The organism is Leptospira bouyouniensis (assembly GCF_004769525.1).
Taxonomy (GTDB): Bacteria; Spirochaetota; Leptospiria; order Leptospirales; family Leptospiraceae; genus Leptospira_A; species Leptospira_A bouyouniensis.
In genome coordinates, this window is sequence record NZ_RQFT01000011.1 from 13,192 (window position 1) to 31,303 (window position 18,112).

The window sequence follows — 18,112 nt, forward strand, 5'->3', positions numbered from 1 at the left end:
TAAGTTCCTTTTTATTTTTGAAAAAAATCGCATCATTGCGGAATTATTACTCACCCCCATCCCCCCTCACACCAACCTAACTTTCCCTGTCAGCAACACCTGCATTAACCCCTGTTTGATCCCCTTTGTTTTCTCCAACTTATTCTCCAATCCCTCAATCTCCTCATCTATTTCCGAATGCACCATCGCAATAGCTTCTTGTTCGGTGAGAGTGGGGGGAATCGGAATTCTGATTTGAGAAAGCTGTGTCGCTGATATATGTACTACTGCATCTCCTTGTCCTCGACTTGCTTTTTGTTTCTGAATATATGGTGTATTCAACAAATAACCAAGGAACATAGAGTTACACTTATATGGTGAAAGTATCACGATATCACCTCCAGCATATGCTTCAAATGAGTTGATATATGCTACGCATTTACCGATATCTTCTTTCGTTTCTCCAGAACCAGCGAACAAGATATCTCCACTTTGTATTTTTTTTGCGGTTTTTGCTACAGTAGTTGAAATATAGGAGTAGAAGGATTTAATATAATCTTTATGCTTTGTATAGATTTCTCCATATCGAATGCAAGGTATATCTCCTGAATTAGACTCATCTTTACGAACACCTTGACCTTTGGTAAAAACCCCCACTTCCCCCAACTTCTTCACCTCCCAATCCTCAGGAATCCTTCCCACCTCCGTATCCTTCATTCCTCCCATCCCACCAAACCCAGGCAAACGGCGTTTCCCCGTAAGCAACTCTTGCATGGCTCCTTGTTTCAGGAGTTTTTTCTTTTCGATGGTGGTTTCCAGGGAAGTGATCAGTGCATCGGTATCGGAGAGAACTTCGGCAATGGCTTCTTGTTCGGCGAGAGTGGGGGGAAGGGGGATTGTTAATAGTCTACATTCTGCTACATTAAGATGTTGCTGAGCTAAACCACCTTGTGCTCGTAGTATTTGACTTTTTGCATATTCAGAGTTAAACCAATAAGATATGTAGTTGCTACTTATATTTTTTTTAGGGCGGGAAATTAATAAATCTATACAATTGGACCCAGAATATTGTTTGGAAATTACTGCACTAGTACCTGGGTAGCCAGTTCGAACAGTTACTATATCACCTTCTAGCAGAATACTTTTCTTATTTACTTTATTACCGTAATCACTAATGGAGATTAGGTTATTTTCATCTATTTTATTTTCTTTAATATTTGCCGATCTAAAAGCAGGAATTCCATTTTCGATATAATATTTTGCAGGCTGAATAACGATGCCTACAGAAATTTTATCGCATATTCGATAATACTCTATTTCTGACCAATTTTCTTTAATCATACCTCAAACCCCATCTTCGCCAAATGCCCTTTCACCTTTTTGTCCAGTGCCTCGGTTTCTTTCTCCAAAGTTTCCAGCGGACTTTCATACCGTTCCGCAAGTTCTTTGATCCGTTTGGTCAAGGTTTGGCTAATGCGGTTCAGTTCTGATTGCACATCTTCCGAGAGTTTGGCGAACCATTTGGATTCTACCACAAGGGTTTTGATTTCCTCTTCCTTTAAGGTTTTGTATCGTTCGCTCACTTTGGTTTGTAAGTCCGTCTGTGCCTGTTTGATTTTGGAATTGAGATCCGTGACTTGGTAGGCTACGTTTAGGTATTCTTGGAGGAAGTTGATTTCTTCCTTGGCATCTTTATCCGATTGGATTTGTTTCAAGCGAGCTTGTACCGATTTAGGTGTAATGGTGTCCTTATCGGTTTTGGCATCCGAGAGAAGTCCTTCGTCTCCACCTTGTTCTTCGACCATTTCTTCTAGTTTTAAGTCCAGGCTATCTCGTTCGGACTCCAAGGTTTCGATGGATTCCTTTTCCTTGGCAAAGTAGGCTTGGATGAGGAGGGCTTTGGGAATGAGCCTTCCTTCAAACTCTTTGGATTTGCCAATGGGTTCGATTTCCTTTCCCACCTTCCAACCTTCATCCACAACCAAATACACATCATCTTGCATCACCTCAAGCCAATAGGTCATCAGATGTTGGTAGATATCATAAGCATCCACAAGAGGGGTTTTGGAAAAGGCAGTGAGAAGGCTTTCGCTAAAGTTATGGATAAACACCTTAGGTTTGGTTTTGCTCCCAATCGACTTACATGCATCGAGTCCGCTTTCTTTCCATTTGGCGAACGTGTTTTCGATTTGTTTTCCAAATTTCACAAATTCAGGATGAGAATAGATGGTAGTTTTGATCTCTTCCTTCGAACATTTGAGATCATAAAATCCTTTTCGTTTGTTGGTAGTAAAAAGAGTTTCTTTCAGTCCTTGATACACCTCCCAAAAAGGAGAGAGGGCATCCACATCCAGTTCAGGAATCCCGCCATGCAAATGAGCTTCGATGTTTTGGATGTCTTCTGGTTCACTGCTATCAATATAACGAGGGATATTGAGATTGAATTCCTTCTCTTCAATCTCTTTGAATGTCACCTTACGGCTGTATTTTGGAATTTGAATTTTATTGGTAAACACATCCACAATTTTGTGAATGTCTTGTTCCCGAAGTCGGTTTTTATTTCCATCCTTCTCAAACCCTTTCGACGCATCGACAATGAAAAGTTCCTTACGTGTTTCAGCTTCTTCCTTATTGATCACAATGATACACGCAGGGATGCCCGTTCCGTAAAACAAATTGGCAGGAAGACCAATGATCCCTTCGATATAACCTTTTTGGATCAGTTTCTTTCGAATCTCTGCCTCCGCATTCCCACGAAAGAGAACACCATGGGGGAGAATGATCGCCCCCTTTCCATTGCTTTTCAAACTACGAACCGCATGCAGTAAAAAAGCAAAATCCCCATTCTTTTGGGGAGGAATACCAAAATCCTGAAACCTCCCATAACGATCGTTTATGGGATCTATTCCATTGCTCCAGGCTTTAAAAGAAAACGGAGGATTGGCGACAAAAAAATCAAACTGTTTGAGGTCTCCTTTATCAGTAAGATACAAAGGATTGGCAAGTGTGTTCCCTTGTTTGATCTCTGCCGTTGGATTGTCATGGAGGATCATATTCATCCGTGCCAAAGAAGACGTTGCCACATCCATCTCTTGTCCATACAGAGTGATCTTACCCGCCTCAGCCGATACCTTCAGAAGCAAGGAACCAGAACCACATGTGGGGTCATAAGCCGTCTTACTAGATTTATCAGCCGAAGACACATGGATGATCTTTGCCATAATGCGACTCACTTCGGCAGGAGTATAAAATTGACCCTTACTCTTGCCACTTTCCGTAGCAAAATGCCTCATGAGATACTCGTAAGCATCTCCTAAAATATCATCACCTTCCGCCTTGTTACCCGAAAAGTCGAGGGATGGGTTTTCAAAGATTGCAATGAGATTGGTGAGACGTTGCACCATCTCTTTTCCACTGCCAAGTTTATTCACATCGTTAAAATCGGGAAAATCTGAGATTTTGTTGGCTTCTCCAAGTGGTGCGAGTATCTTTTTGTTGATGTCATCGCCAATGCTCGTTTTTCCCTTCAAGGCAACCATATCCTTAAAGGAGCTACCCTTTGGCACGGTAATGGGCGAAAAAGCTTCCCCTGCATATTTATCCGAAATGTATTTGATAAATAACATCACGAGAACATAATCCTTGTATTGTGATGCATCCATCCCGCCCCGTAGTTCGTCGCAAGATTTCCAAAGAGATGAGTATAATTCCGATTTTTTAATTGCCATATTGTCTCGCCAGAGTCTTATTTTTCTTAAAATTATGCAATTGTTTCATGCTAGCAGATGGGTGGGACAAATGTTTGGGAGATTGCATTTTTAAAAAAAATTAGCCAGGATTTGCAATAAAATAGGCTTTTGCAGACACCTAAATCATGGGACTTGTATCGAAATCTTCTACCGAGTTTTACCATCCCAAAACCCATCAATTCAGAAAAATTTCAAATTCGCATATTCAAATAGAAAGAAATGTCCCACACCCACATGATAATACCAAAGGAAATCCTATGAAATCAAAATTAAATTATCGAATCCTTCCTGTTATACTATCGCTAGGCATTTTCGCAAGTTGCAACTTCGAAAGTTATATATCGATCTCCTTTTTGGAGATCCAAAATTTGCTTCGATCAAAAGAAAAAAAGGGAATTCTTTTTCCCGCCACCATCCGTTTGGAGGTAAGCGGATCCGAAAGCTGTGAAAAAGACAAAGGCAAAATCACAGACTATGTAAATGATTATCTCATCGAGCCAGGCGAAGGAGTATGCATAAATGATTCAGACAAAATGAAAACCTACCTCCAAATCGAAGGAAAGGTAAAAATGGTAAACGACGAATCCCTCCTTCAAAATGACATCCACTTAGTTAGTTTCTCTACTTTTGAGAAAGATAAAGAGATAAAAGTCGCTCTCCATTTGAATAGCAATAGCTTCTATTCGATCTCTGCTTTCTCACAAAGGGAGTTTTGGTCTAAATTATAAGCCAAAGATTTCTCCGTTCAAATCAATATAGAAAACAATTCCTCCCAAGATTTAATGATGAACTGTCGCAGTTGTTACTTGAACGGAACTCCAAAACCATTCCGAGGAACCACCGAATTCACAAAAGGATCCTATGTAACGGTCAAACTCTCCACGATCTTTGTGGAATCCATCCTAGAGAATGGGGAGGATACAGTGGTTTCCTTCTACAAAAAAGAAAATACAAACAATCCGCAAAATGCCAACTAACAAGGAACAAAAAATGAAATTATTTAGAATCTTAGCAATCTCTCTCATCTGGCTTTCCGTCACAGGCTGTTTGGATATATTTCAAACAATTGAAATTGGGAAAGAAAATGTATTAACCAGTTTTATTAGGATTAAGGCTTATCTACCAGAAAATAAAGAAAAAGTTTTCACTCAAAATTCAACATTAGGTTTTTATGATTACCCTGATTTAAAAGTAAAAACATCAGTGAATACAAAAGACAACTAACAAGGGATGGATATCCTATATTCAATACCTTTAGCAAAATTGAAATCAGGTTTAGCAGAGAGTAAAAAAGAAATTTTACAACCTCCATTTATAGACAAAAATGGTCAGCTAATCTTTGTTTTTATGCCAGACAAAAATAAAGTTGAGAAAGGAAAAACCAAACAAGATGAAGAAATGACTGAAAAAATTCTTGGAATGTTTTCTTATAAGATCTATTTCCCATCGGAATGGAAACCAAAATCTGGAAACATTAGGTTGGTGAATTCGAATCAAAGTATGTCAATTGAAATCATCTCCACTGGAAATGGTGTTCTGATTGATTTTCCAATGCGATACGTAATTGCAGGTTCAATCCTGACCCTTTCAAAAACAGAAAATGTCGATTCCAAAGTTGCAAATGACTATATCGAAAAAATGATCAAAGAAAAGGAAGTTGCTCGAAAGAAAGAAGAGGAAGAACGAAAAAAGCAAAACGAAATTGAAAGGAAAAAACAAGAGGAATACGAACGAGAAGAAGCCAAAAGGAAAGAGGAAGAGAAAAAACAGCAAGAGCTAGATGATAAGAATGACGGGGAAGAGGAGTGAGATTTTCTTTCAAATCATAATCATTTCATAAGATTCAAACTGGGTGTATAACTCTTTGGTGGACAGATCAATGTTTTGGAATTGTTTCTGAATTTTAATGACAATTTCTGATTTGAACATCGGGAAAAAATATTGAACACGAAGATCATCCAAAAGCTGAATGCTTGATTGAATGGAATCTCGTATTTCGAAGAGGGAAGCATGCACGATAGAGCCTAAATCGTAACCATTTAGATTGATGATCTTTTTTCCATTGATTGTAACTGTAGTTTGATTTTCATCGAAGACAATCATAGAGAATAAAAGATCAAAAATGAATTTAAGTTCTCCAAATGTGGATACCAGATCATTGGTATCTTCCTCACTAAACTCATCTCGTAAAAGAATCCAGTTTGATTCTTCTATGATCTCTCTAGAATGTTTTAGATATTGCTGAAAATCAGAGGAAGGAGCAGGATCCATTTTGAAATCTTAATTTTATTTCTTTTGCCTGTATAGAATTAAAAAAGGTAAGTGAATTTTTTTGAAAAAAATAATCCAAATGCGGGACAGGATGGAAAAGGCAATCGAAAAGAGAGGTGAGGAAAACTAGATTTTACAAGTGAACTTTTTATGCTTCGAAAGTTGAAATAGAAAAATGAAAGAAACTCAGCGGAGGGAATGATTTTGAATCAGAATGAGAAGAGGTTTACTGCCATTGATTTTGAAACTGCCCAAGGATACCGATGGAGTATTTGTCAGGTGGGAATAGTAATTTATGAAGATTTCCAAATTAAGGAAGAACATGATTTTTTAGTCCAACCACCTTCCAACTACTATTGGAATTCGTTTTCGGATATCCACGGATTGACCGCTGATCATACTAAAGATAGTCCAACGTTTGACATCGTTTGGAAATTCAATGAACCATATATAGTGAATCAGATCGTTGTTGCTCACAATGGACTTTCATTCGATTTTCCTGTCTTACGAAAAACATTAGAGTTTTACCAAATCGAAGAACCAATATACGAAAAGGCTGATACTTACAGACTTTATGGAGAAAAGCTTTCCAGTCTATGCGAAAAATATGAAATTATGTTAGACCACCATAATGCTCTAAGTGATGCACGGGCATGTGGTGAACTTTATAAGAGATATCTTTTGAAGCGAAAGGATAGTGTATAATGAATGTGGGAAAAATGTTACGAAATCAATAAAATCTCTACCATCCAAGTATTGTTTGGTTGGTAAAGATTAAAACTTCTATTCTCAATATTAAATCTTGATAATCAAGATTTAAATACTACTGTAATCTATTCCTTCCTAATTTTTGAATCAATACCAGCGTAAAAAATGCATATTGATGCTAGCAATGTTGTTATACCAGCAAATGGAAAAAAGTAAATGAATTCAACTGCACTTAATGAAATAGTAATTGCTGTTGATAGCCAAATTAGAAATAACGAAATCTCTTTGTTCTTATTTAGATGATAAGATAGTATTAATAGAATTAAACTAGTATATATTAATAATATGGAAGTGATCAAACCATAACCGTAATAGTATTCTCCCATACTTCTGTTTGTTCCCATGAAGTAGAATTTATGATCTATCATGCCTCGAATGACGCTCTGTTTTAATGGGTCATCGCTTTCATCCCAAGTAGCATTTCCAAATGAATGTCCGATTAAATGAAATAGTAACAAACCTGCTGAAATTCGTAGTAAAATAATTTTTTTCATATTATTATTAATCCTTAAAAATTTTGTAATCCAATCCTGTTTCCCTCTGAATCTAAGAACAAACCAGTGTAACCAGCCTCCTCACCAAAATAGGTTTTAGGCATAAGTACTTCTCCTCCAGCATCTATTACTTTTCGTAGTATAATATCTAAATCTATTCCACCGTCTAGATAAGGTATTGTGCCTTTAGATGCTGGTGTATGATTCTCGCTTTGTACCAGTGCACCTGAGTTATGATTATCCTTTGTCGGGAAAAGTGCATATTTTGCATTACCCATTTCCATTTTTTGCAAATTGACATTCAAAATAGTTTCATAAAAATTGATAGCTCTTTGAAAATCTGAAACCGAGATTTCAATCCAATTAATTAATCTGTCCATTAATTACCTCCAAATTTATCTCTAATGGTATATTAATTGCGTTTGGATGTATTGTAAAAATGGGAACACTTAAAAATATTTGCTAAACTCATTTATTTTTTGGTAATACCGATCAGGCGAGAATCCCGTAAATTTCCGAAATTCTTTAATAAAGTGTGACTCATCGAAATAACTTTCATAAATTAGATTTCTATTCCAATTGTTTTCCTCGCCAAATTGAATCGATTTATAGTATAATTGAAATCTTTGAATGGTTGCAAATTGCTTTGGTGAGATACCAAGATTATTATGAAATAGTTTATTAATGTATCGTCTAGAGAATCCTGTGTCAGATTCCAAATCGTTTACTTTTATGATCCCATTTTGTTTTTCAATCAAATCGAGACAGTATTCAAAGATTTTATTTTCACGATTATTAATTGAGATTCTACTTAATAAGAAATTTTCTATTATTTTTATTTTATCCACTGGATCTCCGTAGTTCGATAAATTACTTATTATTCGATTCCCTTCACCTTCACCAAAAACTTCATTAAAACTATAGAGGTTATTGGAAATTACAAACAAATTTAGATCTAAAAATTTATAGCTATACAATGGGTTTAATTCAAAGCCGATTGAGCCATTTTTTTTTGAACCTTCAATTTTAGTAACTTTATCTCTTACACCAATTAGATAAATTCGATTTTCCACGCATTTCTCAGTTTTATTTTCTGATGTGGATATTAGATGACCACTATAAGGAAGCATGATTTTCAGCTTTCCATTCGGTGGTATAATACTTCCTTCTTTGCCGCCTATGCTAAATGGACTTTCATGAATCCAAATTTTATTTATGTATTTTTTAAGCTTTGGATTTGGCTCTATGAATTTTAAGATCAAGTTAATTAACCTAAAGTAATAATATTTTTTTTATATTATTTTAGCGAAATTTGATTAATCAGACTACTATTTTATTTCTTATTGAGTGGTATTTTGATCCTTTTTTATTGAAATTCAATATAATCTGTATTGGTTTATTTCGAAGTTGCTCGGAACTTTTAAAATGGTAAAAGGATAATATAAATTCCATTTAAGGAGTTAGTTTTAATTATTGATTATCTAAATAATCACATTGACCCTTGCATCCACATTTTTTTCGCCCTTGCGGTAACTGCTTTCGAGGCATATCGGCAAAATCGAAATACAGTAAGATCTGTGCTTGTATTATTGGAAAAATTGACTGATAATTCTAAAGCAAAACTTGTCTATTCCCTATATCTGGTAAACATGGGTCACTCACTAGCCATGAATGTCGTATGCAAACATGATCTAGATAAATTTTTGAAATCGGATGCGATTTAAAAAAATGTTCGAACGGAAATAGCAGTTGGGAGAAGGGGAATTTTAGGCTCAGGTTACCAGGAACCTATCATGGATAGAATTACTTTATCTGTTTCTTATACGGATATAAACAATCGTATATATACAACTAAATTTATAAATGGAAACCATAACTTTTACAAAGGTAATAAAATATAAATATGAAAGCTAATTCAAAGTCGAAACTAGGAAAAAAATTCAATGAAACTCTTGTGTTTGCTTCGGAACTGCATGCTGAACAAACAAGGAAAGGATCCGAAATTCCTTACATAACTCACTTGCTAGCAGTTGCTTCTATCATAGGTGAATGCGGAGGAACAGAAGTTGAAGTAATTGCAGGTCTCTTGCATGATTCCGTAGAAGACCAAGGCGGACAAGAAACCCTTGAACTAATTAAACAAAAATTTGGTAACGAAGTAGCCGAGATCGTTATGGAATGCTCCGATACGGACATTGTCCCAAAACCTCCCTGGAAAGAGAGAAAGACAGCCTACCTAAATCATCTGAAGGAATCGAAGAATCAATCTGTAATTCTTGTCTCCTGTGCGGACAAACTCCACAATCTTAGGAGTATAAAATCAGATCTCTCAGAAATCGGAGATTTTGTTTGGAATCGTTTCACTGCTCCAAAGGAAGAAACGATCTGGTATTATAGAGAACTTCTGAAGATTTATAAGATGAAAAATGCTCCAAAAAGGCTGACAGTGGAAATGGAAGAGATAATCGGATTTATTGAGAAATAGATTCCAGGAAGCTAACTTTTCAAATGATCTTGTAGCTTTCCTTTGATAAAATTATGAAGACAATCATCATAGTAGCAGTAGAGAAGTTTTACATTATTTAAGATACAAAGATTTAGCTTAAGTTTATCCCTTTTAATCTGTTTCCGAAACGCTCGTTTTCCACCAAAGTAATCGATCGGACGCACGTGCTGTGCTCCTTGATACTCAATTGCAAATTTAATTCCATTTATCTCAAAATAGAAATCAAGTTCGAGTCCACAGAGCCATTCAGGTCGATACCATCGTTTAATTCTTTTTGGTTCGATAACTTTTATTAGTTCTTTGTAAAGGGTGTGCTCTTGGACATTTCCTTCACCAATTCGTTTGTATCCGAGTTTTTCTCGTAGTTGGTTTTCTGATTCCCTTAAGCAGTTTTTAAGTTTTTTTCTTAAGAATAGATAGTAGAAGAATTTGCTATTCTCATACGATTCGAGTTTTGGTGCAAAGTAGTCCTCGTTCTTAACCTCAAAGATATAATGTTCAATGAGAGGTTTTTGGTAATTTGTTTTGAATTTAGGAAGATTCTTTTTTAGGATTTGTATGAATAAATCTAAATTTGAAATCACAAGATCTGAGAGTGGATAAAGATCCTTGAAATAGAATAAAAACACTCTGTAGTCTAGAGGATTCCTTTTTTTCACATTTCGTTTGAGGAATGCAAAGGCATCTATGTTCAAGCTATTGATTCCGACTTTTCCATTATTAAGGATATAGCGATAGAGATAAGATTGGAATAGCCTGTTTGAAAAAAATGGTTTTAGCACATTGAAAACATACTGGGTAAATTCTTCTCTGTGGGATAAAGGAAACTTTTTTAAATATATTTTAAATAGTTTGATTTGAATAAATTCCAATCCATTGTTCCATAATCCCATTTCTGGCGTATATTCTCCTGAACGACGCTGAAGATTTATCTCGTAAAGTTTGGATCTGAATTCTTCTTTTGTATAACAAAGTGGAAGTTCTTTTTTGTAATCTTTTTCAATGCTCTCTAGTTTTAGTTTGTCATTTAATGTATCGATAGAATTACCCTCTCTTTTATTTAATACTTTTCCGAAAAGAAATCGAAGCTTCCCTACCTTACTATTAAGCGGATTCCCTTCCTAAATCGTATTTATTTTCAATGAAATCGGAGTATTCTTGAAGTTTATTTCTGAAAGAAGTGCAACCCAGTTCATATAGGATTGACATTGAGCTAAAACCAAATCCGTTATCGTTACTCGATTGATTTAACTCTTCGGCAATCCGATCTTTATTCGCCGATTGTAGGCTTTCAATGAGTCTTAGCCATTCATCCAAAAGTTTTTTTACGAAAAGTTTAGTCTTAGGGATCAGGTCGTTTCCATCGCCGATCTCTTGCATTAGATTGTATAGTTCAAGGAATGCAGGTTCCTCAGTGTATATCATTCGTTTTGAGAAGTCTGGTTTCGGATATTTATTTAATAGTTCCTTAATTTTGATATAGATAGCTTTCTGTGATTCGGTTAGTTCTTTTTTCATTAGTGGTCTCCTAGCCTCGCTTGTTTCTTTGTTTGAAACGGGGGCAGGGATAATATCACGATGTGGAGATTTTTGTCAACTTAAAAATAGTCTGCACACTTATTATGAGAGAAAATTATAGCAAAATTTTACATCAGTATGGGATACCTAAGCTCGGCTTTTACAAATTCTAAGCTTGTAAATTATAAGTAAGGTTTAGATGATTTGGCTAATAGTAAGTTAAGTGACTTTCATATAGTTGGGAATTACCATATGTTATTAATCCAAGATTATAAAGTCAAAAAGATCGTTTTTCAGATTGTGGAAGCAAAATAAGGTCAGGAAAATCATTGGAGCTATTCTATTTCAACTAATTGTTATTTTGGATATCCATGGGAAAAGATCGAATAACTGTAAATTGGAAATCCATTAAGTATCTATTCAATGTAGAAGAATGTAAGTTCGAGAGTTTAGATGATGGCATGGGAAGGCATTACTCTACAGTATGTACTTCCTATTGTAAGATTGAAATTCAAGAACCTAGAATCATTCCTGATAAGAGTTATAAACTCTAATCATTTTCTGTCACATTGAGCAAAATGTTTTTAAGCAACTGTTTATCTTCTAATATGGCTTGATTTTTTATATTGGCTTTAATATCAATAGTACCAGAACCTTGAATTAGTTTTCCAAGAACGTTGTTTTCATTTTGTAATTTACTGTCCTTTTCTATCGATATATTCCCATCTCTCTTCAATAATAGAGCTTGACCATTATAAACCTCCTTTCCGTTAACAGAATTATGAAAATAAGAATAGACTTTATGTTCAGGAATACACTCTACCAAATACAGGTTATCAGTAATTCTTAAACCTATTCTACCGATGAATACTTGAAATCGATTAAATGGAATTATTTTCTTTCGGTCTTCTAAATATGAGACGAACTCATACTCATTCAATCTTTCTTCACTTTCCATGATACGCAAGTTTTCAATTCGCAAATACCTATTTAATTCGTTTAATAAAAAAGAGTTTATTGCTATCGATTTTTCAATAGATTTATCATTTTTTCCTACTGAATCGAGGTATAGCTTTTCAAACTTATTTGCTTTATATTTATATATTTCACTTTTCTCCTTTTCTTTCATATTTTTAATATCACCATCTGTTTTTTGCTTAAAATATGAAAACCAGTAATTAAGTCTATTGTGTATCCATAGAGGAAAAGCAAACATCATAACAAAGGGAATAAATAATCTATAATACCATTCACCATAAAGAAAACTTTTAAAAAAAAGTACTGCGTATGGATCTTGGATATTTACTATCAGATCAATTAGAATATCATAATTTAAACAAAAGAATGTAAAAATGAAAGAACCCATGAAAGGGTGACCAATTTTATCTTTCATGATATTAATAAAAGTATCGCTTGCCTCTTTAATTGCCGACATTTAGAACTCCTTTGAATATATAAAACTAGTGGATTTAAGCCTCGCTCCCACAACCTAACAGTATGTTTATTCTGTCTAGTTAATTATTGTAATATACTGACAATTGATCTTCATGGGATTCAGCTTCTGCTTTCCTGTATTTTTCTCTAGCTTAAAAATGCTACTTGGTTAGATACTCCAAAAAGAAGTCACAATGAATGGAATTGAAACAATTTAGATCTCTTGTCTATTTTCTAGAGCTACTTCGCCATATTAGACAGTTTGGTTTTGCTAAGTTTTCTTAGCCTTAAGCCTATGATTATAATCTCCTGGAAGGGATTCTCCCTTAGAAGTCTAAAGTCCTAAATCAATAAGAACTGATGGATTCACTTTAACTCTTCTCCATCCATGTTTTGATGCCTTAGCTTCGAATCCCATTGGTAATGGAGCGTAGTCATAACTTTCTCGATATACAAAGTAATAGTTTTGATTGGCTGGGATCTCCTTAGACCATATGAAGAAATATCTTTTTTACTGTAGATTAGCAGTGAAAAGTGAGTAAGAAAGGAAGTAGCGTAAGAATTGTATTCAACTTAATTTGTAAGCACTTTTATTTGTGTTACTTTAACTAGAAGAATTCGAACTAAACAAATGAATTGTACATAGAAGACATTAAGTATTTTTTCCAATAAATCTTATCAAATGAATAGTAGATTCGAGAGCAAATTGACTCAAAAATCTTGACGGAATTGATTTTCACCGTATAACATATATATCTATGTCACGTTCTGGATTAGCCGAAAAACAGTTCAAAATTGAGAAAGCAGAAAAGCCTACAGAATTGCGTGGATCTCGTTCCAAAAAGACAAGACTTTTCTCAACTTCCCCCACAAAATCCACTTCCCCAAAACTAAAAAACCCAAAATCAAGCCCAACTAAGGAACAAAGCGATAATCGACAAGGAGAGCGTTCTAACTGTGTAAAGATAAATGAAAGGCTCGCTTCTTCATGCGAAGATACTGACAAAATAAAAAAAAGAACGCATAATATATTATCTGATCCTAAGCTTAATCAGTTCTTCAAATTAAAAACCTTAACCATCCTTAACGCTCTCTATCCAAAGTCCTGTGGATGCGAGAAACCTAATCTAGTTTATCTAAAGGTGAAGGGTAGGGAATCCATCGCTAGGTGTTCTTCATGCCATAAGATGGTCTCTCTCACTGCCAACACTCCATTCCAAGGCTACAAATCGAATCTAGCCTACATCAGCTTCATCATTTGGGATATGGTGAATCAATACCCTAAGATTATGACATCAATGGAGATCAGTAGGAAACTAAATCTATCTTACAAAACTTCATACTTCCTTAAGAAGCGATTACAGGTTATCTTCTCACAGCTCAATGAATCCCTTAAGAAGAAACTCTATGAAGAGCTTCAAAACCCTGTAGAATCAGATAAAAAACCTATAGCTGTAGCTGACTCAGTAGTTCTTTACTCTTCTTCCTTACGAGCCAATAAGCATCGATCCAGAAGATACAAAACAGGAACAGCTTCTATCTATTTGAGTAACTCACTTGGAGGAGAACAGAAGGGAGTATTGGTTCACACTGTAGGGATTAATCACGGAATGAGTTTTTACAAATCGATTCCACTTAATAATCAAGAATATCTAGGGAAGGACTTAGATGAAAAGATTCCTAAGAACGTAACTCTCTACACTGATGAAGGATATACATTTATCTGGGATAGACCTAACCACAAAATGGTCAATCATTCAAGACGTTCTAATGATCCAAGGTATAACCTAAGTCGTGAAAGGTGGGTAACTAAGGAAGGTGTGAGTTCTAATGGTGCTGAAGCTCGCAATAATATACTTAAGCAGTCCTTCAGAAGTTATGGATATGTAAGTCCTAAGTGGTCACAGTTATACTTAGATGAGATAAGCTTCTTAGGGAACGTAAGGTTCTCCAGTGAATTGAGAAGTTTACTGAGTTTGGGTGAAGTGAATTTTGTGGGAGTAGGTAATAAGAGCTAACTGGTGCCCCAGGAGGGAATCGAACCCCCACTGTCGGTTCCGAAGACCGATGTTCTATCCGTTGAACTACCAGGGCATGGAGACGGGATGTATTGTCAGGATAAGGGGACCCTTTCTTCGGGCAAATGATTTTTTGGAAAAGAAAAACTCATCCTTACGATGTACCAAAAGAGTAAAATGGTCCAAAACACAAGGGACAATCGTAAGAATAAAAAAACAAAGTAGATTGGTTTGGGTTTTCCTGGAACTAAGAAGATGGTTAGGTCATTTGTTTGGAACAATTGTGAACCTGGGATTTTTTTGCGGATGGCATCAAAGTTTTTTCGAAATTCGCCCAATCGTTCTGATGGGTCCAAAGCAAAATCATTTGTGTATCTGAGTGACCCTTCGTCTCCAAAAGCATAGAAAGTTGTTTCCCAACCTAGAAAATCAAAATGGATTGGGAATGATCCGGGTGGGTTTCTTAGGAAAAAATAAATGGTTCCTCCATCATATACAAAAGAAGGGATCTGACCTTCTAACCTAATTTTTGTTTTGCTAAAACCATCTTCGTAAAAGTCGGACCAATCCCCCCACTGGAAAATTGTGCCTCGGTCATCTTTCCAAAGCAATCCTCCGAGATTTCCCAAAGTTTCTAATTCTCTTTCCCATGCCAAACGGACGTTTATTTTTTCAGCCAATGTATTTTTTTGAATGGAATGGTAACGAAGTGAGTTTTTTAAACGAATGCGAAGTTCTCGAATTTCTGTTTGGTTTGTTTCAAGCAATCGTTTTCGAATTTCAATTTCTTCTTTTTGGAATGGATCTGAAAATACAACCTCAGAAATAGTAAGTATAAATTCAGTGAATGGATCTTGAGAATCCTTCATCGCGTCTGCATAGGTATTTGATTTTGGAACCAAAAGAAAGACGAGGAACAGAAAAAAATAGATTCTCATCTCTTTGAGTATCGGCAAAATTGGGAGGAATGATGACATGTCCTATCTGCCAAGCGCACAAAAATCCTTCAGAGATAGTTTTTGAAAACGAATTTTGGATCTTAAGAAAGGCGAGCCAAAACCTCGAAGGGTATCATTACCTCGAAATCAAAGGCCATATCGAATCTTGGAACCAATTGACTTTGGAACAATTTGAGGCATATGGTCGAGCACTCCATAAGGGAACAGAAATCATAGAAACCTCACACCCCAAAAAAATATATATGACTGCCATTGCAGAGCGAGTGCCTCATTTGCATGTCCATCTTATCCCAAGGTTTGAAGGACAAACCCCCGGTATCGAACACATCGCCATGGCAACAGGACCAGGATTTCCGAAACCAATGTAAAAAGTGGTTGGATGATTGAAAAATCTTCCTACTATTTTTGCTTGTGATTTTAGACAGACATCCATCGAACCAAATCCCACGTTCTTCGATTGAAGGAATTGAGACTTTACAAGAGCGTTTTTTCCTCCTTCAACGGGAAAGTGCACACCAGAAAATTGCACATATATTTATTTTAGAAGGATTTTCTTCTTCAGGAAAAGGATCCATTTTACAGTCCCTCACCATTCGCCTTGATCCAAGAAAATTCAAGGTTTATTCTCCCTATGTGGGCCAATCAGAAGATAGAGGGTATCCATTTTTATGGAATTTTTGGAAAGTATTACCTCGTTATGGTGAATTTTTGTTTTACTTAAATACGTATTACAGTCGTTTGGCGTATCTTAGGTCTCAGAAAAAAATTGATTTAAACGAATATGATCACAGATTATTATCCATCTTAAATACGGAAAGAATTCTATCGAAAGACAAAATCATTGTTCATAAGTTTTTTCTGCATCTTTCCAAAAAAGAGCAGAAAAAACGATTGGAAGAATCCAAAAAAAAGAAAAAGGATTGGGAATTATCAGCTTACGACAAAGACCAAGGCGAACATTATAAACGTTATTTTGAAATTTATGATTCTATCTTGAGTTCCTCTCGAACAGTCGATTCTCCATGGATAGTGATCACCAGTGACAAAAAAGAAGATACAAAACTTTTAGTGTTCGAAGCGATTTTAGATCGTCTTGAAAAAACATTAAATTATGATTCCAAAACAAATTTAAAAAAGATCAACCACGGAATGGAACTCATCCCATGAAACAAACTTTGTTCAAAACAAGAATACTAAATGTAACACAATTGGATCTAAACCAGTCATTACAAAGTGAAGAATACCAAGTTTGTATGAAAGATCTCAAAAACCAAATTAGAGATCTTACTTTTTTAGCCAAAGCAAAAGATCGCCCCATACTCATCGTATTCGAAGGGTGGGATGCGGCGGGTAAGGGTGGTGCCATTCGTCGCTTAACATCTGAAATCGATCCACGTTTATTTGAAGTGCATAATATCTCTGCCCCCAATGGAGACGAAATCCAACACCATTACCTTTGGCGTTTTTGGAATCGAATCCCCAAAAAAGGCCATGTAGGAATATTTGATCGTTCTTATTATGGAAGAGTGCTCGTGGAACGAGTGGAGGGTTTTGCTACTGATGTCGAATGGTCAAGAGCCTATGAAGAAATCTTTTTATTCGAAGAACAACTCCAAAGTTTTGGTACGATCATCATTAAATTTTGGTTGCATATCAGTTCGGATGAACAACTCGCTCGATTTGAAATGAGAAAAAATGATCCTCTCAAACGTTGGAAACTCACAGAAGAAGATTGGCGTAACCGTGACAAATGGCATTTGTATGAGGATGCTGCCAATGAAATGTTCCAAAAAACAGATTCACCCAAAGCACCTTGGCATTTGGTTCCTGCAAATGATAAATACTTTGCACGGGTAATGGTTTTAGACGCTGTAAAAAAAAGGTTAGAAGAAGAATTGAGGTGAAGAATAGCTTGTGAGTAAGTTCTACTGACATTGCTATTTTAATTCAGAAGAAGTCAGAATTAAAAATTACTTATGATCAATTCTCGATTTTGAATTTGATAGTCACTTGGTTGATTCAAGGATTGTTTCGAAATTAACAATTTATCGTACCTATTAGAGATGTGGCATATTACAAGTTTGAACAAAGCAGGAGATACATTCTTGGAAAATAATTTCGTCTGATTTTTCAGGACCATTGTTTTTTTGAACTAAATAACAGTTTAGAAACGATTCTTCCTTTCTTTCAGTGGTTTTATCTTCTTCCTTTTTTTTAACACAATTGGCAAAGAAAAATATTACAAAAACAATATAGTAAAAAATGATAGTAGATTTGCTCATACAGCGCATTCGATATCCACATACAATTATATCAAAAATGATTTAAAAATTTCGCATTCACTTTTCCTTGTAATTGTATTTAATATAATACTAGAAATAAATTCTCCAATTTTCTTACTAATTTAAATAAGTTT

Annotated in this window: 20 protein-coding genes, 1 tRNA gene and 1 pseudogene; 10 read left to right on the forward strand and 12 right to left on the reverse strand. The window is 35.4% G+C overall.

The window, feature by feature from the left end:
* Nucleotides 1–66: 66 nt before the first annotated feature.
* Both EHQ43_RS11695 and EHQ43_RS11700 read right to left on the reverse strand, forming a co-directional pair.
* Entirely contained in the window at nucleotides 67–1,320 is a 1,254-nt protein-coding gene (locus EHQ43_RS11695; RefSeq protein ID WP_135771296.1) for a restriction endonuclease subunit S, read from the reverse strand.
* Complete coding sequence (locus tag EHQ43_RS11700) at nucleotides 1,317–3,707, reverse strand: type I restriction-modification system subunit M (protein ID WP_135771297.1); 2,391 nt, start codon at nucleotides 3,705–3,707, stop codon at nucleotides 1,317–1,319. The genes EHQ43_RS11695 and EHQ43_RS11700 overlap by 4 nt, the downstream gene beginning before the upstream one ends.
* Before the next feature lie 278 nt (nucleotides 3,708–3,985).
* Here EHQ43_RS11700 and EHQ43_RS11705 point away from each other — a divergent pair, with 278 nt between their 5' ends.
* The 4 genes and pseudogenes from EHQ43_RS11705 (at nucleotide 3,986) to EHQ43_RS19590 (ending at nucleotide 5,537) form a co-directional block, all read left to right on the forward strand.
* Nucleotides 3,986–4,456, forward strand: coding sequence for a hypothetical protein (locus EHQ43_RS11705; protein WP_135771298.1), 471 nt, complete (start codon nucleotides 3,986–3,988; stop codon nucleotides 4,454–4,456).
* Nucleotides 4,457–4,471: 15 nt separating this feature from the next.
* Nucleotides 4,472–4,705 (forward strand): annotated as a pseudogene (locus EHQ43_RS19865) (DUF7424 family protein); the annotation flags it as partial.
* A gap of 13 nt (nucleotides 4,706–4,718) precedes the next feature.
* On the forward strand, nucleotides 4,719–4,952 hold the full coding sequence (locus EHQ43_RS11710; protein ID WP_135771299.1) for a hypothetical protein: 234 nt from the start codon (nucleotides 4,719–4,721) through the stop codon (nucleotides 4,950–4,952).
* A gap of 6 nt (nucleotides 4,953–4,958) precedes the next feature.
* A complete protein-coding gene (locus EHQ43_RS19590; RefSeq protein ID WP_208731043.1) occupies nucleotides 4,959–5,537 on the forward strand; it encodes a hypothetical protein in 579 nt (192 codons plus the stop codon).
* A 9-nt stretch (nucleotides 5,538–5,546) separates the two neighbouring features.
* On the opposite strand, the gene EHQ43_RS11720 is transcribed toward EHQ43_RS19590, so the two are convergent.
* Entirely contained in the window at nucleotides 5,547–5,999 is a 453-nt protein-coding gene (locus EHQ43_RS11720) for a hypothetical protein (protein ID WP_135771301.1), read from the reverse strand.
* 204 nt (nucleotides 6,000–6,203) lie between these two features.
* Here EHQ43_RS11720 and EHQ43_RS11725 point away from each other — a divergent pair, with 204 nt between their 5' ends.
* The gene (locus tag EHQ43_RS11725; protein ID WP_208731045.1) at nucleotides 6,204–6,704 is read left to right on the forward strand and encodes an exonuclease domain-containing protein; all 501 of its coding nucleotides are present in this window, start codon (nucleotides 6,204–6,206) and stop codon (nucleotides 6,702–6,704) included.
* 128 nt (nucleotides 6,705–6,832) lie between these two features.
* Here EHQ43_RS11725 and EHQ43_RS11730 read toward each other — a convergent pair whose 3' ends face one another.
* The 3 genes from EHQ43_RS11730 to EHQ43_RS11740 all read right to left on the reverse strand — a co-directional run bounded on the left by EHQ43_RS11730 (nucleotide 6,833) and on the right by EHQ43_RS11740 (nucleotide 8,523).
* The gene (locus EHQ43_RS11730) at nucleotides 6,833–7,261 is read right to left on the reverse strand and encodes an LIC_13387 family protein (RefSeq protein WP_135771303.1); all 429 of its coding nucleotides are present in this window, start codon (nucleotides 7,259–7,261) and stop codon (nucleotides 6,833–6,835) included.
* Nucleotides 7,262–7,275: 14 nt separating this feature from the next.
* The gene (locus tag EHQ43_RS11735) at nucleotides 7,276–7,641 is read right to left on the reverse strand and encodes a VOC family protein (RefSeq protein ID WP_135771304.1); all 366 of its coding nucleotides are present in this window, start codon (nucleotides 7,639–7,641) and stop codon (nucleotides 7,276–7,278) included.
* A gap of 69 nt (nucleotides 7,642–7,710) precedes the next feature.
* On the reverse strand, nucleotides 7,711–8,523 hold the full coding sequence (locus EHQ43_RS11740) for a helix-turn-helix domain-containing protein (RefSeq protein WP_135771305.1): 813 nt from the start codon (nucleotides 8,521–8,523) through the stop codon (nucleotides 7,711–7,713).
* 641 nt (nucleotides 8,524–9,164) lie between these two features.
* Here EHQ43_RS11740 and EHQ43_RS11745 point away from each other — a divergent pair.
* Entirely contained in the window at nucleotides 9,165–9,746 is a 582-nt protein-coding gene (locus EHQ43_RS11745) for an HD domain-containing protein (RefSeq protein WP_135771306.1), read from the forward strand.
* Nucleotides 9,747–9,757: 11 nt separating this feature from the next.
* Here EHQ43_RS11745 and EHQ43_RS11750 read toward each other — a convergent pair whose 3' ends face one another.
* The 3 genes from EHQ43_RS11750 to EHQ43_RS11760 form a co-directional block, all read right to left on the reverse strand.
* Nucleotides 9,758–10,660 carry a hypothetical protein gene (locus tag EHQ43_RS11750; RefSeq protein ID WP_135771307.1) on the reverse strand — a complete coding sequence of 301 codons (903 nt, stop codon included), beginning with the start codon at nucleotides 10,658–10,660 and terminating at the stop codon, nucleotides 9,758–9,760.
* 211 nt (nucleotides 10,661–10,871) lie between these two features.
* Nucleotides 10,872–11,285 (reverse strand): hypothetical protein, encoded by a 414-nt coding sequence (locus EHQ43_RS11755; RefSeq protein WP_135771308.1) that lies wholly within the window; start codon nucleotides 11,283–11,285, stop codon nucleotides 10,872–10,874.
* A gap of 550 nt (nucleotides 11,286–11,835) precedes the next feature.
* Entirely contained in the window at nucleotides 11,836–12,720 is an 885-nt protein-coding gene (locus tag EHQ43_RS11760; protein ID WP_135771309.1) for a hypothetical protein, read from the reverse strand.
* Between the two features lie 757 nt (nucleotides 12,721–13,477).
* Here EHQ43_RS11760 and EHQ43_RS11765 point away from each other — a divergent pair.
* Nucleotides 13,478–14,737: a transposase gene (locus tag EHQ43_RS11765; RefSeq protein WP_135771310.1), complete on the forward strand. Its 1,260-nt coding sequence runs from the start codon at nucleotides 13,478–13,480 to the stop codon at nucleotides 14,735–14,737.
* Between the two features lies 1 nt (nucleotide 14,738).
* On the opposite strand, the gene EHQ43_RS11770 is transcribed toward EHQ43_RS11765, so the two are convergent.
* Both EHQ43_RS11770 and EHQ43_RS11775 read right to left on the reverse strand, forming a co-directional pair.
* A tRNA-Arg gene (locus EHQ43_RS11770) sits at nucleotides 14,739–14,813 on the reverse strand.
* A gap of 19 nt (nucleotides 14,814–14,832) precedes the next feature.
* Nucleotides 14,833–15,675: a hypothetical protein gene (locus EHQ43_RS11775; RefSeq protein WP_135771533.1), complete on the reverse strand. Its 843-nt coding sequence runs from the start codon at nucleotides 15,673–15,675 to the stop codon at nucleotides 14,833–14,835.
* A gap of 32 nt (nucleotides 15,676–15,707) precedes the next feature.
* On the opposite strand from EHQ43_RS11775, the gene EHQ43_RS11780 reads away from it, so the two are divergent.
* Genes EHQ43_RS11780 through EHQ43_RS11790 form a run of 3 tightly spaced genes read left to right on the forward strand, consistent with a single transcriptional unit; the run spans nucleotide 15,708 to nucleotide 17,600 of the window.
* The gene (locus EHQ43_RS11780; RefSeq protein WP_135771534.1) at nucleotides 15,708–16,064 is read left to right on the forward strand and encodes an HIT family protein; all 357 of its coding nucleotides are present in this window, start codon (nucleotides 15,708–15,710) and stop codon (nucleotides 16,062–16,064) included.
* A gap of 37 nt (nucleotides 16,065–16,101) precedes the next feature.
* Nucleotides 16,102–16,863, forward strand: coding sequence for a polyphosphate kinase 2 family protein (locus EHQ43_RS11785; RefSeq protein WP_135771311.1), 762 nt, complete (start codon nucleotides 16,102–16,104; stop codon nucleotides 16,861–16,863).
* Entirely contained in the window at nucleotides 16,860–17,600 is a 741-nt protein-coding gene (locus EHQ43_RS11790) for a UDP-galactose-lipid carrier transferase (RefSeq protein ID WP_135771312.1), read from the forward strand. The genes EHQ43_RS11785 and EHQ43_RS11790 overlap by 4 nt, the downstream gene beginning before the upstream one ends.
* Before the next feature lie 153 nt (nucleotides 17,601–17,753).
* On the opposite strand, the gene EHQ43_RS11795 is transcribed toward EHQ43_RS11790, so the two are convergent.
* Nucleotides 17,754–17,978, reverse strand: a complete 225-nt coding sequence (locus EHQ43_RS11795; protein WP_135771313.1) for a hypothetical protein — start codon at nucleotides 17,976–17,978, stop codon at nucleotides 17,754–17,756.
* Nucleotides 17,979–18,112: the final 134 nt, after the last annotated feature.

Bases quoted from the DNA above. Each gene is read 5' to 3' on its own strand.
- EHQ43_RS11695 (WP_135771296.1), bottom strand. From the start codon at position 1,320: ATGATTAAAGAAAATTGGTCAGAAATAGAGTATTATCGAATATGCGAT.
- EHQ43_RS11700 (WP_135771297.1), bottom strand. From the start codon at position 3,707: ATGGCAATTAAAAAATCGGAATTATACTCATCTCTTTGGAAATCTTGC.
- EHQ43_RS11760 (WP_135771309.1), bottom strand. From the start codon at position 12,720: ATGTCGGCAATTAAAGAGGCAAGCGATACTTTTATTAATATCATGAAA.
- EHQ43_RS11730 (WP_135771303.1), bottom strand. From the start codon at position 7,261: ATGAAAAAAATTATTTTACTACGAATTTCAGCAGGTTTGTTACTATTT.
- EHQ43_RS11790 (WP_135771312.1), top strand. From the start codon at position 16,860: ATGAAACAAACTTTGTTCAAAACAAGAATACTAAATGTAACACAATTG.
- EHQ43_RS11735 (WP_135771304.1), bottom strand. From the start codon at position 7,641: ATGGACAGATTAATTAATTGGATTGAAATCTCGGTTTCAGATTTTCAA.
- EHQ43_RS11780 (WP_135771534.1), top strand. From the start codon at position 15,708: ATGACATGTCCTATCTGCCAAGCGCACAAAAATCCTTCAGAGATAGTT.
- EHQ43_RS11720 (WP_135771301.1), bottom strand. From the start codon at position 5,999: ATGGATCCTGCTCCTTCCTCTGATTTTCAGCAATATCTAAAACATTCT.
- EHQ43_RS11750 (WP_135771307.1), bottom strand. From the start codon at position 10,660: ATGGGATTATGGAACAATGGATTGGAATTTATTCAAATCAAACTATTT.
- EHQ43_RS11775 (WP_135771533.1), bottom strand. From the start codon at position 15,675: ATGAGAATCTATTTTTTTCTGTTCCTCGTCTTTCTTTTGGTTCCAAAA.
- EHQ43_RS11705 (WP_135771298.1), top strand. From the start codon at position 3,986: ATGAAATCAAAATTAAATTATCGAATCCTTCCTGTTATACTATCGCTA.
- EHQ43_RS11765 (WP_135771310.1), top strand. From the start codon at position 13,478: ATGTCACGTTCTGGATTAGCCGAAAAACAGTTCAAAATTGAGAAAGCA.
- EHQ43_RS11755 (WP_135771308.1), bottom strand. From the start codon at position 11,285: ATGAAAAAAGAACTAACCGAATCACAGAAAGCTATCTATATCAAAATT.
- EHQ43_RS11745 (WP_135771306.1), top strand. From the start codon at position 9,165: ATGAAAGCTAATTCAAAGTCGAAACTAGGAAAAAAATTCAATGAAACT.
- EHQ43_RS11710 (WP_135771299.1), top strand. From the start codon at position 4,719: ATGAAATTATTTAGAATCTTAGCAATCTCTCTCATCTGGCTTTCCGTC.
- EHQ43_RS11795 (WP_135771313.1), bottom strand. From the start codon at position 17,978: ATGAGCAAATCTACTATCATTTTTTACTATATTGTTTTTGTAATATTT.
- EHQ43_RS19590 (WP_208731043.1), top strand. From the start codon at position 4,959: ATGGATATCCTATATTCAATACCTTTAGCAAAATTGAAATCAGGTTTA.